The following is a 13927-nucleotide window of genomic DNA, read 5'->3' on the forward strand; positions in this document are numbered from 1 at the left end:
GATGTATGAGCGCATGGTCGAGGACATGGACATCAATTGCGGCGACATCCTCGCAGGGGTGACCGTGGAGGAGAAGGGCCGCGAGATTTTCGACGAGATTCTCGCCGTCGCTTCCGGCAAGCGAAGCAAGTCCGAAGAACTCGGCTATGGCGACAATGAGTTCGTGCCCTGGCAGGTCGGCGCGGTGATGTAGCGCCGGGCGCCGGCTGACCAGCGATCGGACCATCCATCCAGAACAAGGGGCACGAATGAACAAGAGGCGCATCGGGCAGACCGGGCTTGAAACCACCGAGGTCGGCTTTGGCGGGGCGTCGCTCGGCGGACTCTACCGCTCCTGCCCGCGCGAGACGGCGATGGAGACGCTGCAAAGCGCCTGGGATGCCGGCATCCGCTATTTCGACACCGCCCCATTCTATGGCTTCGGCCTGTCGGAGCGGCGGTTCGGCGACTTTCTTCGCGACAAACCCCGCGACGACTACGTGCTCTCGACCAAGGTTGGCCGGCTGCTTCGGCCGGTGCCCGAGCACGAGGTCCCGGACCACAGCTATGTCGATCCGCTGCCCTTCGCCGTCGATTACGACTACAGCTATGACGGCATCATGCGCTCGGTCGACTTCAGCTATGCCAGGCTCGGCCTGAACAGGATCGACATCCTGTTCGTCCACGACATCGGCGTCTACACGCATGGCGTGGAGAAGACGAAACTCCATTTCCGCCAGCTGATGGAATCGGGACTGAAGGCGCTCGACAAGCTGAAGTCGTCGGGCGTCATCGCCGCCTATGGGCTTGGCGTCAACGAAGTGCAGATCTGCCTCGACGTGATGCGGCAGGCTCCGCTCGACTGCATCCTTCTCGCCGGACGGTACTCGCTGCTCGACCGTTCGGCGGAACCCGAACTGCTGGCGCTTTGCGAGGAGCAGAAGACGTCGCTGGTGATAGGCGGGGCGTTCAATTCCGGCATATTGGCGACCGGGCCGGTCGCGGGCGCGAATTTCGACTACGGCCCGGCCTCACCCGACATTCTGGCGCGCGTCGCCGGCATGCAGCGGGTCGCGGAAGCCAGGGGCGTTCCGCTGGCGGCTGCCGCGCTGGCGTTTCCATTGCGCAATCCGGTCGTCGCGACCATGCTCCTCGGCACCGCCTCGCCGGCAACCCTCAAGCGCAATCTCGATCTTTTGGCGATAGCGGTTCCGGAGGCAGCCTTTGCGGAGTTCGAGCTTTACACGATCCGCTGAAAACCGGTCGACGCACGATCACGCAGGATTGTTGCGGCTTGACTTTGAGACAGTGCGGGGATGCGCTACGTCTTCCAGCGAAGAGGAGACCTCCACAGATGTTTTCCAGATCGCTCAGCGCCGCCTTGTTTGCCCTTGCCGCCGGCCTGTTCATGCCGGGGCCTGCCGTCTCGGCTGAAACGCAGGTCGCCATCTTCGCCGGCGGCTGCTTCTGGTGCGTCGAAAGCGATTTCGACTACGTGCCGGGCGTGATCTCGACGACTTCGGGTTATTCGGGCGGAACGCTGCAAAATCCCACCTACCAGAACCATGAGGGCCACCGCGAAGTGGTGAAGATCGAGTTCGATCCGGCCAGGACGAGTTTCGACAAGCTCGTGAACGTGTTTTTCCGTTCGGTCGACCCGACCGACGATGGCGGGCAGTTCTGCGACCGCGGCCACGCCTACACCACCGCAATCTACGTGACCGACAAGGCCCAGAAGGCCGCGGCCGAGAAAGCCAAGGCGGAGGCCGAAGCCGCGCTCGGCCGGCCCATCGTCACGCCGATCGAGCCGGCCCGCACATTCTGGCAGGCCGAGGGCTATCACCTCGATTATTACAAGAAGAACCCGCTCCGCTACAAATACTACCGCAGCGCCTGCGGCCGCGATGCGCGCCTTGAGGAACTTTGGGGCGAGGCCGCGCTCCAGGGCATCGCGAGCCACTGAGCGCCAGGATGGAAAAATAAACGGGCGCCCGTATCGAGCGCCCGTTTTCATTGCATCGATCGCTCAGCCCAGGCGGGCGTCGAGCGAAACGTTGATAGCGCCGAGCGCCTTGGACACCGGGCATTCAGCCTTGGCCTTTTCCGCCAACTCCTTGAATTTCGCCTCGTCGATGCCGGCCACGGTGCCGACCAGCGTCAGTGCGCTGCCGGTGATGCCTGTACCCGGAACCAGCGTGACCACCGCCTTGGCGTCGAGCTTTTCGGCGGGCGTGCCGTTCTCGGCGAGGAAGTGCGAAAGCTGCATGGCGTAGCAGCCGGCATGGGCGGCGGCGATCAGTTCTTCCGGATTGGTGCCCGACTTGCCGCTCTCGTCCTCGAACCGGCCCTTGAACGAATAGGGCAGCTTTGCGATCGCGCCGCTCTGGCTGTCCAGCGTGCCGGAACCATCTTTCAGTGCGCCTTTCCAGACGGCTGTTGCGTGTCGGTCCATCGAAATCTCCTTGGGCTGAATTAGGGCCGGCGCCGCGGCCACGGAAGCAAATATAGCGATTGGCTTCACGCAAGCTATAAGCGTGCTGCAATTTTTCCAGGGTCAGGACCCATTAATCCAGCGACTTGGCATGACCACTCAGGGGACTTTAGCGGGCAGCATTGGAGTGCCCGGGACCGCTCGGCGATCCCGGGCACTGTCTGATTAGGATGTCAGCCCACAAGCCCGACGGATGGCGATCTGAACCGGCGATGGCGGCAGGGCCGGATCAAACTCACCTCTCGGCAGCAGCGGCGGTTGTGCCATGAAGCGCGGACATTCCCCACGGTGAGGTTGCGCGGCATGGACGAGGAACGGATGGCACAGATAGACCGTGCCTGCCGCACCAGTTGCCAGTTCAACCTCGCAATCTTCCGTAGAGACGAAGCCGTTGGCAGAGAGTTGCCTGAGTGTCGCTCCCGCGTCGCCATAGGGCAGCAACTCCCGCGCAATGGTGGCATGCGAACCTTTCCGTATCTTCGTGGGCGCATCATCGGAACCAACATCCGAGAACAGGAAGAGCATTAGCAATGCCCGTCCGCTGCTCTTCACGTTGGCACGCCACTCCATGAAATCCAGATTGTCGTCGCCAAAACTCATGTCCACATGCCAGCCATCATCACCAGGGGATTCTGGTGAGGGAAAGCGGATCGGAAAGGTTCCGAGGCCTTTAGGCGCAAGCCAGCGATCCTCGCCAACGAGTTGATCGTAAGCCTTGTGCAGCTGCGGCGTGTTGGCGGCTTCAATGAAGGGAGGCGAAGACTTGGACGCCACTCGTATAACTGGCCGAGTCCAGCTTTCGGGCTCGTCCGGCGACAGGCCAATATCCGCCCACAGCTCGTCCCTGCCTTGCTTCGCAAGGCTGGTGCTGAAGGCATTTTCGATTTTGACGAAGCCGTCGTCGATGAAGTTCTTGACCTGATGGGAGGTCAGGCCGATGTGCTCGGTTTTGGGCATTACACATTCTCCATTTCGGCCACCGCGTCAGCGGAGCCGTTGATCTGATCGGCGCTGATGCGCCGGAACGACTTGGGCCGTTCAGATCAGCGGGAAGAATGTGGAGATGAACGTCATGCCGGGAACGTATACCGGCCGGAAGGCGGAATCAAGAAAACCCGGACATCAAGCATCCCGACCAGGAGCCCCCGGACAGCCCACCACTCCACCTTTCCGGAGCGGCGGGCTCGACTCTTAGCAATGTCGTCTATCTGCTCCTAATAGAAAAAGCGCTCTTCGGTGATCTTGCCGCCCTTGACCGTATATAGACCGACCTCGTCCATCGTGACGCGTTCTCCGGTCGCTTTGGGCGTAATGTCGTACTTGAAACGGAGGGCGAATTGATCGCCGTTGACGAAGGGCCCCTCGACCGAGCCTCCATGAACCTCATGGTTCTCGCGCCACCAATCGCCCTTCTGCTTCACAGCGTCCTTGCCGTGGCAGACAGCCATTGGCCCCTCCATGGCTTCATAGCTGACAATGTCGTCGGCATTGTATTTCGCAGCGGCGGCTTCGTCGTTGCCCTGCTTGAGAAGCTCCGTGAAATCCTTGGCAAGCTCTGCGGTGGTCATCGGCGTTTCTCCTCTGTTGAGACAAGTTCCAGCTACCGAACCTCTCGCGAGTATGCCACCGCACCCGCGACAAGTAGCTGACAACGCCGTGTCAGGATCATTTCGCTCCGGCCGCTCGCGGTCAGATCGGCTCGCCCCGGAGCAGCCTCGGCATGGCGCCCGACAGGCCGGAAGCCTGGCGGATGAAGAAGCCCTTGATCATCGGCATGCGGTCGACCAGCCCAAGCCCGATGTCGCGGACGGTCCGCAGCGGCGCAAAGTCGTTGGAGAACAGGCGGTTCAAGACGTCGGTGGTGATGCCCATCTGCACCGTATCGAAACGCCGCCAGCGCTCGTAGCGCTGCAAGACGTCGAGTGCGCCGATGTCCTGTCCCAGCCGGTCTGCCTCGACGACGGTCTCGGCGAGCGCGGCCGCATCCTTGAAGCCGAGATTGAGCCCCTGCCCGGCGATCGGATGGATGCCGTGCGCGGCATCCCCGCAGAGCGCGAAGCGCGGTTTCACGAAGGCTCGCGCCAGGGTCAGGCCGAGCGGCCAGGCGCGGGGCTTGTCCTCGACACGGATTTCGCCGAGCTTGAGGCCGAAACGCTGCTCCAGCTCGATCTCGAAGACCAGTTCGTCGCCGTTGACGAGCTTTTCGGCGTCTTCCGTCCGCTCGGTCCACACAATCGACGAGCGATTGCCCATCAAGGGCAGGATCGCGAACGGGCCCGCCGGCAGGAAATGCTCCTCGGCGCGGCCATTGTGCGGCCGCTCATGCGCCACGGTGCAAACGATGCCGGACTGTCCATATTCCCACTTCACCGTCTTGATGCCGGCCATGTCGCGCAGCCGTGAATTGACGCCGTCGGCTGCGACCAGCAGCCGTGCTTCGAGCGAAATGCCGTCGGCAAGGTGCACCAGCACATTGGCGATGCCGGTTTCGAAGGCGCGGACGGCCACGCCCTCGATGATGTCGATGCCGAGTTCGGCGGCGCGCCGGCGAAGCGCGCCGTTGAGGGTCTTGTTGGCGACCATGTGCGCGAAAGGTTCGCCAGTCACCGCCTCGCCGCCGAAGGTGAGGAACACAGGGCGCACCGGGTCGCTGGTGCGCGAATCGGTCACGATCATGTCGTTGATGGGCTGGGCCTGCAGCTCAATCTCTTCCCAGCAGCCGAGCCGGGAGAGCATGCGGCAGGCGGCTGCGGCTATCGCCGAGGCTCGGCCGTCCTTTTCCCAGATGCCTTCGGGCGCGGCGTCGACCACCGCAATTGCCAGATTCGGTCTCGCCTGCTTCATCGAGACTGCCGCGGCTAACCCGACATAGCCCGCTCCGGCGACCAGTACGTCGAGGGGAGGCCGCTCTGCTGCCGGTCGCTTGTATGGCATCGTCACATTCCTCCGTCTTCGGCCGGCTTGACTTGCTCCGCCGTTCCTGTTCGAAACCCGGGCAGTTCCACGCGGTTCCAAAAGGCCTGAAAATGTCGGCGGCCATGCAAGAGCTTCTGTCCATTCTCGACCTCGAGAAGCTCGAACACAACCTCTATCGTGGTCGCAGTCCAAAGCTCGACTGGCAAAGGGTGTTCGGCGGCCAGACGATCGCGCAGGCGCTTGTCGCGGCCCAGCGGACGGTCAATCCCGACCGCCATGTTCATTCGCTGCACGGCTATTTCATGCGTCCCGGCGATACCAAGGTGCCGATCATCTACGAGGTCGACCGTATCCGCGACGGCGGCAGCTTCACCACGCGCAGGGTGGTGGCGATCCAGCACGGCCACGCGATCTTCTCGCTCGAAGCGTCGTTCCAGGGCGAAGAACACGGCCTGGAGCATCAGGTGCCGATGCCGCTCGACGTGCCGGCCCCCGACACCCTGATGACGCAGCAGGAACTCATCGGCAAATACGGCGACGCCGTGCCGGAGGGCATCAAGCGCTACTGGGAGCGAGAGCGGCCTATCGACATGAAACCGGTCATGCTCAAGCACTATACCAGCCGCGAGAAGCTCGCCCCGGAGCAGAATATCTGGATACGCACCGCCGGGCCGGTGCCGGCGGACCGGGCCACGCAGGCCGCGGTTCTAGCTTATCTTTCCGACATGACTCTGCTCGACACCTCGACCTTCGCACATGGGCGGGCGGTGTTCGATCCGGACATCCAGGCCGCGAGCCTGGACCATGCGATGTGGTTCCACCGGCCGCACCGGCTCGACGACTGGATTCTCTACACCCAGGACAGCCCCTCGTCGCAAGGTTCGCGCGGTTTTACCCGCGGCGCGCTTTATGGGAGGGACGGCACGCTGATCGCCTCCGTCGCCCAGGAGGGACTGATAAGATTGAGGCACCAGCCCGCCGAATAGGCAATTTTGAAAAATTGCCTATTTTTCGAGCAGTCGATTTGCCGCGTCTGCTTGCAGTGCAGCCCTGCAATCCCTCTTATCCTTTGATTTCCAAACGGTTAACGAGGTCCCACGGCAACTGGCACGGAGCTTGAATTGCGCTCATTACTCATCGGCTGCCTTCGGTGGCTCGGCGATGTCGCGCAATTGCGGGGATCCGCATCAGCAAAGGGTGAAACCTTATGAAAATCGTGATGGCAATCATCAAGCCGTTCAAGCTCGACGAGGTGCGCGAAGCGCTCACCGCCGTCGGGATCCAGGGCCTGACCGTCACCGAAGTCAAAGGCTACGGGCGTCAGAAGGGCCATACAGAAATCTATCGCGGGGCCGAATACGCGGTCAGCTTCCTGCCGAAGATCAAGATCGAAGTCGCGGTCGCAACCGATCTTGTCGACAAGGCCGTGGAAGCGATCACCGCCACGGCCAAGACCGGGCAGATCGGCGACGGAAAAATCTTCGTCTTCTCGATCGATCAGGCCGTGCGCATCCGCACCGGCGAAACAGACACCGACGCGCTTTGAGCCGCCAGCAGTCATGGAGACACCAATGAAAATTTCAGAAAGTTTTGCGCCGCTGGCGCGCACCGCCGTGCTCGGTGCACTGGCGCTGACGGCATTCGGCACGCTTGCCGCCTTCGCCCAGGAAACCGCGCCCGCCGCGGCCGATGCGGCCGCAGCCGCCGCACCCGTCCCCGACAAGGGAGACACGACCTGGATGATGCTTTCGACCATCCTCGTCCTGTTCATGGCACTTCCGGGCCTCGCTCTGTTCTACGGCGGCCTGGTCCGCGCCAAGAACATGCTTTCCGTGCTCATGCAGTGCACGATGATCGTGGCGACCGTCATGATCATCTGGGTTCTCTACGGCTATTCCTTCGCTTTCGGCGGCGGCACCAGCCCCTACTGGGGCGGCCTTGGCAAGCTGTTCCTGGCTGGCGTGACGCCTGACAGCACCGCCGCCACCTTCTCGGAAGGCGTCGTCATCCCCGAATTGGTGTTCATCTGCTTCCAGATGACCTTCGCGTGCATTACGCCGGCGCTTATCATCGGCGCCTTCGCCGAGCGCATCAAATTTTCGGCGGTTCTGCTCTTCGTCGTGCTCTGGGTGACGTTCGTCTACTTCCCAATCGCCCATATGGTGTGGGACGCCAGCGGTCTACTGTTCGGCTGGGGCGCTCTCGATTTTGCCGGCGGCACCGTCGTGCACATCAATGCCGGCATCGCGGCCCTGGTCGGCTCGATCATGATCGGCAAGCGCAGCGGCTACGGACGCGACAACATGGCGCCGCATTCCATGACTCTCACCATGGTCGGCGCATCGATCCTGTGGGTCGGCTGGTTCGGCTTCAACGCCGGCTCCAACCTCGAAGCAACTGGCGGCGCGGCGCTTGCAATGATCAACACCTTCACCGCAACTGCCGGCGCGATAATAGCCTGGGTGGGCATCGAATCGCTCGCCCGCGGCAAGGCCTCCATGCTCGGCGCAGCTTCCGGCATGATCGCCGGTCTGGTTGCGGTGACGCCCGCCGCCGGCCTGATCGGCCCGGTTGGAGCGATCGTGCTCGGCGCCATTGCCAGCGCGTTCTGCTACTACTTCGTCACGGTCGTGAAGATCAAAGCCGGCTATGACGACTCGCTCGACGTGTTCGGCATCCACGGCATCGGCGGCATCGTTGGCGCGATCGGAACCGGCATCTTCGCGTCGGCTTCACTCGGCGGTATCGGCTATGCCGAAGGCGTGACGATGGGCGGACAGGTCTGGACCCAGATCCTGGCTGTGCTGGTCACCATCGTCTGGTGCGGCGTGATCTCGGCGATCCTCTACAAGGTCGTCGACGCGATCGTCGGCCTGCGGCCGACCGTCGAAGCCGAATCGCAGGGCCTCGACCTCACCTCACATGGCGAGGTCGCCTACCACAGCTGATCTCTGCCGGGCGCAGTCCCGGTAGCAGCGGAAATCCCGTCGGGCGGCGAAAGTCTCCCGCACCTGAACCCGGCTCCGCGGCCGGGTTCTTTTTTCTCTCGTGCACTCGAAGGCGCCATGACCGGCAGGAGCGGGCCGTCGACACGAGGTTGACGCTGGACGCCGATTGTGAACTATCCGGCGAGGGTGGGCACATTCGAGGAGCAGTATCATGAGATCTCGCAAGCTTGCCGTTGTCGCCTCCACCCTTCTGGCAATGTCGCTCGCCGGTTGCGCAACGAGCGAACAGCAGCAGCGCGCCGGTACCGGCGCATTGGTTGGCGCCGGCGTCGGCGCTCTCGCCGGCCAGGCCATCGGCGGCAACACCAAATCGACGGTCGTGGGCGCGGGCGCGGGCGCACTTCTTGGCGCTGCCGTCGGTACTGCGACCACTCCACGTCCGCAATATTGCCGGTACCAGCGTTCGGATGGCTCGATCTACACCGCACCGTGCTAGGCACCTGACCTGCCGGGCGGATCGGGCGCAGCATGTTCGCGCCTCCGGCCGCCCAGCCGCCTTTCAGCAAGAAGAACCATCAAGCCGCCATCGGCGGCTTGATGAAAACGCGCCGTTTCGTGGGCGGAATGGCAAGCACGCGCTGCCGAGGCATAAGCCCCCGGGAAGATGCATGGTTAATGCGCCCTTAACCTTCCCCCCGATAGGCTGGAAGCCGAATCTGCCCGAGATTTGTCGTCGGGCGCCATTTATTGCGGACGGGGAACGGGAATGCGTTCAGCCACACAATTCGCGCTGACCGATACGGGGCACGGCTTTCAGGCATTTGCACGCCGGCAGGTTGGCCGCGCAGTCGGCCTGGCGCTTTTCGCCTTCGTCGCATTCGGCCTCGCCAGCCTCGGGACGTGGAACGTCGCCGATCCGAGTTTCAGCCATGCCACCGCAAATCCGGTGACCAATGCGATGGGCTATCCCGGCGCGGTCTTTTCCGACCTTGCCATGCAATTCTACGGCCTGTCTTCGGTCGCCGCCCTCGTTCCGGCGGTGATCTGGGGGTTCTTTTTCGCCACGGCGCGCGGCGTCGACAAGATGCCGCGGCGGGCGCTGGCATGGTTCGGCGCTTCACTGCTGTTCGCTGCGATCGCCGGCTGCGTGATAGCGCCGCCGACCTGGCCGCTGCCCTCCGGATTGGGCGGCGTGTTCGGGGACATGGTGCTGAAGCTGCCGTCGCTTGCGACCGGCGGCTATCCGACGGGCTGGGTCGCCAGCCTGCTCGTCATGGTCTTTGCCGGCCCCGCAATCTGGCTTTCGGCTTACGGCTCGGGGCTGCTGTCGCGCCGCAACGGCTTTGCGCCGATGGATCAGGCGCCGCTCCGCGACGAGCGCGAGCCGGACAATCTGGTGCTCGGCAACGACGACGACGATGACGACGAAGGCGTCCTCGCCCTCGGCGCCATCACCCATTGGTGGCTCTCGATCCGGGCGTTCTTTCGCCGCCGGGCAGCAAATCGCCGCAGCCGCGATGACGGCTTCGATGAGATTCGCCCGCAGAGCGGCTGGCGGCGCGCCGCCGAGCGCGTCGAGTTTGCCGAGATGGCCGAAGCCAGGGTCAGCGCCAGGGGCCGTGCGCGGGTCGAGCCTGAATTCTTCGCGGCCATGGTGTCCGATGGACGCGCCCCCTCCATCGACCCGGATGACGATGAGGTTGCGGATTTCTCGCCTGAGGTTGAAGGGCGCACCGGCAGCCCGCAGGCGCCGAATTTCCGCTCGCCTTCGCCGGTTCGGGTGGAAGGCCCCGCTCCACGTCCGGCGCCGGGCGCGCGGGTGCAGCGCGAGGCGCAGGCTTCGCTGATCGGTTCCTCCAAGTTCGAGATGCCGACGCTGCATTTCCTGAGCGAACCGAAGAACGTGGTGCGCGACGCTTCGCTGTCGAAAGACGCGCTGGAGCAGAATGCAAGGCTGCTCGAAGGCGTGCTGGAGGATTTCGGCGTCAAGGGCGAGATCATCCATGTTCGGCCGGGTCCAGTGGTGACGCTCTACGAATTGGAGCCGGCGCCGGGCATCAAATCGTCGCGCGTTATCGGCCTTGCCGACGACATTGCCCGTTCGATGAGCGCGATCGCCGCCCGCGTCGCCGTCGTGCCGGGCCGCAATGCCATCGGCATCGAACTGCCCAACGCCAAGCGCGAGACGGTCTATCTGCGCGAAATCCTGGCGAGCCGCGATTTCGAGACGACCAAGGCCAAGCTTGCGCTGGCGCTCGGCAAGACGATCAATGGCGAGGCGGTGATCGTCGACATCGCCAAGATGCCGCACGTGCTCGTCGCCGGCACCACGGGCTCGGGCAAGTCGGTGGCGATCAACACCATGATCCTGTCCTTGCTCTACCGTATGACACCGCAGGAGTGCCGGCTGATCATGATCGATCCGAAAATGCTGGAGCTGTCGGTCTATGACGGCATCCCGCATCTGCTCACCCCGGTGGTGACCGACCCGAAGAAGGCGGTCGTGGCGCTGAAGTGGACGGTGCGGGAGATGGAAGACCGCTACCGGAAGATGTCGAAGGTTGGCGTGCGCAACATCGAAGGATTCAACCAGCGCGTCGCTTTGGCCGAGAAGAAGGGCGAACGCATCTCGCGCACGGTCCAGACCGGCTTCGACAAGCAGACCGGCGAGGCCGTCTACGAAACGGAAAGTCTCGATCTCGAGCCGATGCCCTTCATCGTCGTCATCATCGACGAGATGGCCGACCTGATGATGGTCGCCGGCAAGGACATCGAAGGCGCAGTGCAACGGCTCGCGCAGATGGCGCGCGCGGCCGGCATCCATGTCATCATGGCGACGCAGCGGCCCTCCGTCGACGTCATCACCGGCACGATCAAGGCCAATTTCCCGACCCGCATCTCGTTCCAGGTCACCTCCAAGATCGACAGCCGCACCATCCTGGGCGAGCAGGGCGCCGAACAGCTGCTCGGCATGGGCGACATGCTCTACATGGCCGGCGGCGGGCGTATCCAGCGTGTGCACGGGCCTTTCGTTTCGGACGACGAGGTCGAGAAGGTGGTCGCCCACCTCAAGCTGCAAGGCGTGCCCGAATATCTCGACGCGATCACTGAGGACGAGGACGAGGACGACGAGGACGGAGGTTCGCGGCCGGGCGGCGGCTCCGGCGGAGGCAATTTCGAGGATTCCGATGATCCTTACGATCAGGCGGTCTCGGTGGTGCTGCGGGACGGCAAAGCCTCTACAAGCTACATCCAGCGCCGGCTCGGCATCGGCTATAACCGCGCCGCCTCGATCATCGAAAAGATGGAGAGGGAAGGCATCGTCGGCCCAGCCAACCACGCCGGAAAGCGTGAAATCCTGGTGCCGACCGAGGAGGACAAGTTCTAGCCGCTCTTGCCGCCGCCAAACTTAAGCCCAACTAACTCAATATCGACAGGCGCAAGTTTTGATGAACGCGAAAGTGACCACAGTCATGACAAACGACATCCTGAATCCGACCCGCGGCTCCGCGACGCGACGTGCATTTCTTGGTCTGGCCCTCTTCGCCGCGGGTGGTTTCGCCATCCAGTCGGCCGCCGGCCTCGGCCTTGTCTCCCCGGCCCATGCTGCGGCCTCCGAAGCGGCGCAGAAGATCGCCGACCACTTTGCCAGTGTCCGCACCATGACCGGCGAATTCGTGCAGTTCGGGCCGCGCGGCGAACAGACCGGTGGCAAGTTCTACATTGAACGCCCGGGCAAGATCCGCTTCAACTATGAAGGCTCATCGGGTTTCAAGGTAATCTCCGACGGGCAATCGGTCGTGCTCGACAACAAGAAAATGAATACGATGGACCTCTATCCGCTGTCGAAGACGCCGCTCAAGCTGCTGCTCGATGAGCGCATCGACCTGTCCGGCAATAAGGTCAGGAGCGTCAAGGAAGAGGACGATCTGACGACGATCCAGCTCGCCGACAAATCGGTCTTCGGCAATTCGCGCATCACCATGATGTTCGATCCGAAATCCTACGATCTGCGCCAGTGGACCATAACCGACGCGCAGGGCAAGGACACGACGGTGATGATCTTCAACGTACAGCAGGGCGTGAAGATCGATCAGGACCTGTTCAAGATCGACTACAAGCGCAATATCGATCTGAACAAGAAGAGGCATTCGAGCCGCTAGCAGACTTGGCGCTAGGATCGCTCCCGGGCTTTAACTGTGGAAAGGCCCGGGAGCGCCCGCTTGATTGGGCGGCCTGCTTGTAATCCAAGCGCCGCGCTGCCAGTTTCCGGACCTTGTCTTTCGTCCGGATCTCCTCATGACATTCACCATCGCCACCTGGAACATCAATTCCGTACGGCTGCGCATGCCGATCATCGAGCGGCTTCTGCTCGAGCGCGCGCCCGACATTTTGTGTCTTCAGGAAACGAAATGTCCCGACGATCTGTTTCCTTTCGCGGCGTTTCGAAAGCTCGGCTATGAGCACATCTCGATCAGCGGTCAGAAAGGCTATCATGGCGTGGCGACAATCGCCCGCCGGCCGATCGAAACTATCGAGAAGCGCGATTTCTGCGTGAAGGGCGACTGCCGGCATCTTTCGGTGCGCATAGCTGCCGGTGGCAAGTCGCTTCTGGTGCACAATTTCTACGTTCCGGCCGGAGGCGACGAACCCGATCCGGAGATCAACTGGAAGTTCCGCCATAAGCTTGATTTCGTTTCCGAAATGAATGCAATCCGAGCCGAACATGACGAACTTTCCGGATCGCTTCTGGTTGGCGACCTGAACATCGCGCCGCTCGAACACGATGTCTGGTCGCACAAGCAGCTTCTCAATGTCGTCAGCCATACGCCTGTGGAGACCGAAAGCTTCGAAGCGATGCGCAAAGCCGGCGACTGGGTGGACCTGATGCGGCTCAATGTGCCGCTCGACCAGAAGCTCTATACCTGGTGGAGCTACCGCGCCCAGGACTGGGAGCTCTCGAACCGCGGACGCCGCCTCGACCATGTCTGGTCGTCGCCAAACCTGGCAGCAAGCCTCTCCGGCATCGAGATCCTGCGCGAAGCGCGCGGTTGGGACCGGCCGTCCGACCATGTGCCGGTTATTGCGCGGTTCGATCTCGATTGAGAGACTTTAGCTCTCGAAACGTGCGGCAACTTCTTCGATGCGGCGCACGAGCGCCTGCAGATCGTCAACGATGCGCTGGCGCAGCGTGATTGCGAGATCGGGGTACTCTTCCAGGATGCGGTGGAACATCTTGCGGTTCAGCCGCAGGATTTCGGCGTCGGTTGCAGCCGCGGCGCTTGTAAGCCTTCTTGTATCGGCGATCAGGGCCAGTTCGCCCAGCATTGCGCCGGCCTCGGCCGTGCCGACGGGAATGCGCTGGTCGCCCTGTTCGCGAAACAGGCTTATCGTCCCCTTGATCACGACATAGGCGGAGTCGGCCTCGTCGTCCTCGCGATAGAGCTTTCTGTCGGCCGCAAGGTGCATGGTTTCGGCGCCGAAGGCGAGCAGACGCAGCTGTTCCTGGCTGAAGCCCTCAAAAAGCCTCACGCCGGACAGGATGCGAATTTCGTCATCCAGCGCCATTGTGTCCCCGATTCACGGCGCCGAT

At 62.8% G+C, this 13927-nt stretch carries 14 protein-coding genes and 1 pseudogene; 10 read left to right on the forward strand and 5 right to left on the reverse strand.

All coding sequences use genetic code 11. The features are described from left to right. From MAXJ12_RS04385 to msrA, 3 genes and pseudogenes are all read left to right on the forward strand, one after another. A pseudogene (locus MAXJ12_RS04385) lies at window positions 1-193 on the forward strand (UxaA family hydrolase); the annotation flags it as partial. A 55-nt stretch (window positions 194-248) separates the two neighbouring features. Next, on the forward strand, window positions 249-1235 hold the full coding sequence (locus MAXJ12_RS04390) for an aldo/keto reductase (protein ID WP_008834567.1): 987 nt from the start codon (window positions 249-251) through the stop codon (window positions 1233-1235). 98 nt (window positions 1236-1333) lie between these two features. Further along, on the forward strand, window positions 1334-1942 hold the full coding sequence (gene msrA, locus MAXJ12_RS04395) for a peptide-methionine (S)-S-oxide reductase MsrA (protein ID WP_008834568.1): 609 nt from the start codon (window positions 1334-1336) through the stop codon (window positions 1940-1942). 63 nt (window positions 1943-2005) lie between these two features. Here msrA and MAXJ12_RS04400 read toward each other — a convergent pair whose 3' ends face one another. The 4 genes from MAXJ12_RS04400 to MAXJ12_RS04415 form a co-directional block, all read right to left on the reverse strand. After that, window positions 2006-2431: an OsmC family protein gene (locus tag MAXJ12_RS04400; RefSeq protein WP_008834569.1), complete on the reverse strand. Its 426-nt coding sequence runs from the start codon at window positions 2429-2431 to the stop codon at window positions 2006-2008. A gap of 204 nt (window positions 2432-2635) precedes the next feature. After that, entirely contained in the window at window positions 2636-3427 is a 792-nt protein-coding gene (locus tag MAXJ12_RS04405; RefSeq protein ID WP_008834570.1) for a phytanoyl-CoA dioxygenase family protein, read from the reverse strand. Between the two features lie 257 nt (window positions 3428-3684). Then, window positions 3685-4038: a nuclear transport factor 2 family protein gene (locus tag MAXJ12_RS04410; protein ID WP_008834571.1), complete on the reverse strand. Its 354-nt coding sequence runs from the start codon at window positions 4036-4038 to the stop codon at window positions 3685-3687. A 121-nt stretch (window positions 4039-4159) separates the two neighbouring features. Then, on the reverse strand, window positions 4160-5404 hold the full coding sequence (locus MAXJ12_RS04415) for a ubiquinone biosynthesis hydroxylase (protein WP_008834572.1): 1245 nt from the start codon (window positions 5402-5404) through the stop codon (window positions 4160-4162). 92 nt (window positions 5405-5496) lie between these two features. Here MAXJ12_RS04415 and tesB point away from each other — a divergent pair, with 92 nt between their 5' ends. From tesB to MAXJ12_RS04450, 7 genes are all read left to right on the forward strand, one after another. Next, window positions 5497-6372, forward strand: a complete 876-nt coding sequence (tesB, locus tag MAXJ12_RS04420; RefSeq protein ID WP_008834573.1) for an acyl-CoA thioesterase II — start codon at window positions 5497-5499, stop codon at window positions 6370-6372. 221 nt (window positions 6373-6593) lie between these two features. Then, window positions 6594-6932: a P-II family nitrogen regulator gene (locus MAXJ12_RS04425; protein ID WP_008834574.1), complete on the forward strand. Its 339-nt coding sequence runs from the start codon at window positions 6594-6596 to the stop codon at window positions 6930-6932. Between the two features lie 25 nt (window positions 6933-6957). Beyond that, window positions 6958-8334, forward strand: a complete 1377-nt coding sequence (locus MAXJ12_RS04430; protein ID WP_008834575.1) for an ammonium transporter — start codon at window positions 6958-6960, stop codon at window positions 8332-8334. Window positions 8335-8545: 211 nt separating this feature from the next. Next, the gene (locus MAXJ12_RS04435; protein ID WP_008834576.1) at window positions 8546-8830 is read left to right on the forward strand and encodes a YMGG-like glycine zipper-containing protein; all 285 of its coding nucleotides are present in this window, start codon (window positions 8546-8548) and stop codon (window positions 8828-8830) included. A gap of 270 nt (window positions 8831-9100) precedes the next feature. Beyond that, a complete protein-coding gene (locus tag MAXJ12_RS04440; RefSeq protein WP_008834577.1) occupies window positions 9101-11722 on the forward strand; it encodes a DNA translocase FtsK in 2622 nt (873 codons plus the stop codon). An 85-nt stretch (window positions 11723-11807) separates the two neighbouring features. After that, window positions 11808-12497: an outer membrane lipoprotein carrier protein LolA gene (locus MAXJ12_RS04445; protein WP_040584868.1), complete on the forward strand. Its 690-nt coding sequence runs from the start codon at window positions 11808-11810 to the stop codon at window positions 12495-12497. A gap of 136 nt (window positions 12498-12633) precedes the next feature. Beyond that, entirely contained in the window at window positions 12634-13440 is an 807-nt protein-coding gene (locus MAXJ12_RS04450) for an exodeoxyribonuclease III (protein ID WP_008834579.1), read from the forward strand. Between the two features lie 6 nt (window positions 13441-13446). Here the strand turns inward: MAXJ12_RS04450 and MAXJ12_RS04455 are convergent, their stop codons facing one another. After that, a complete protein-coding gene (locus tag MAXJ12_RS04455) occupies window positions 13447-13902 on the reverse strand; it encodes a cyclic nucleotide-binding domain-containing protein (protein WP_008834580.1) in 456 nt (151 codons plus the stop codon). Window positions 13903-13927 lie beyond the last annotated feature (25 nt).

The sequence above is a fragment of the Mesorhizobium alhagi CCNWXJ12-2 genome (assembly GCF_000236565.1).
Taxonomy (GTDB): domain Bacteria; phylum Pseudomonadota; class Alphaproteobacteria; order Rhizobiales; family Rhizobiaceae; genus Allomesorhizobium; species Allomesorhizobium alhagi.

Coding starts and splice junctions, on each gene's coding strand:
- MAXJ12_RS04390 (WP_008834567.1), top strand. CDS start 249: ATGAACAAGAGGCGCATCGGGCAGACCGGGCTTGAAACCACCGAGGTC.
- msrA (WP_008834568.1), top strand. CDS start 1,334: ATGTTTTCCAGATCGCTCAGCGCCGCCTTGTTTGCCCTTGCCGCCGGC.
- MAXJ12_RS04400 (WP_008834569.1), bottom strand. CDS start 2,431: ATGGACCGACACGCAACAGCCGTCTGGAAAGGCGCACTGAAAGATGGT.
- MAXJ12_RS04405 (WP_008834570.1), bottom strand. CDS start 3,427: ATGCCCAAAACCGAGCACATCGGCCTGACCTCCCATCAGGTCAAGAAC.
- MAXJ12_RS04410 (WP_008834571.1), bottom strand. CDS start 4,038: ATGACCACCGCAGAGCTTGCCAAGGATTTCACGGAGCTTCTCAAGCAG.
- MAXJ12_RS04415 (WP_008834572.1), bottom strand. CDS start 5,404: ATGCCATACAAGCGACCGGCAGCAGAGCGGCCTCCCCTCGACGTACTG.
- tesB (WP_008834573.1), top strand. CDS start 5,497: ATGTCGGCGGCCATGCAAGAGCTTCTGTCCATTCTCGACCTCGAGAAG.
- MAXJ12_RS04425 (WP_008834574.1), top strand. CDS start 6,594: ATGAAAATCGTGATGGCAATCATCAAGCCGTTCAAGCTCGACGAGGTG.
- MAXJ12_RS04430 (WP_008834575.1), top strand. CDS start 6,958: ATGAAAATTTCAGAAAGTTTTGCGCCGCTGGCGCGCACCGCCGTGCTC.
- MAXJ12_RS04435 (WP_008834576.1), top strand. CDS start 8,546: ATGAGATCTCGCAAGCTTGCCGTTGTCGCCTCCACCCTTCTGGCAATG.
- MAXJ12_RS04440 (WP_008834577.1), top strand. CDS start 9,101: ATGCGTTCAGCCACACAATTCGCGCTGACCGATACGGGGCACGGCTTT.
- MAXJ12_RS04445 (WP_040584868.1), top strand. CDS start 11,808: ATGACAAACGACATCCTGAATCCGACCCGCGGCTCCGCGACGCGACGT.
- MAXJ12_RS04450 (WP_008834579.1), top strand. CDS start 12,634: ATGACATTCACCATCGCCACCTGGAACATCAATTCCGTACGGCTGCGC.
- MAXJ12_RS04455 (WP_008834580.1), bottom strand. CDS start 13,902: ATGGCGCTGGATGACGAAATTCGCATCCTGTCCGGCGTGAGGCTTTTT.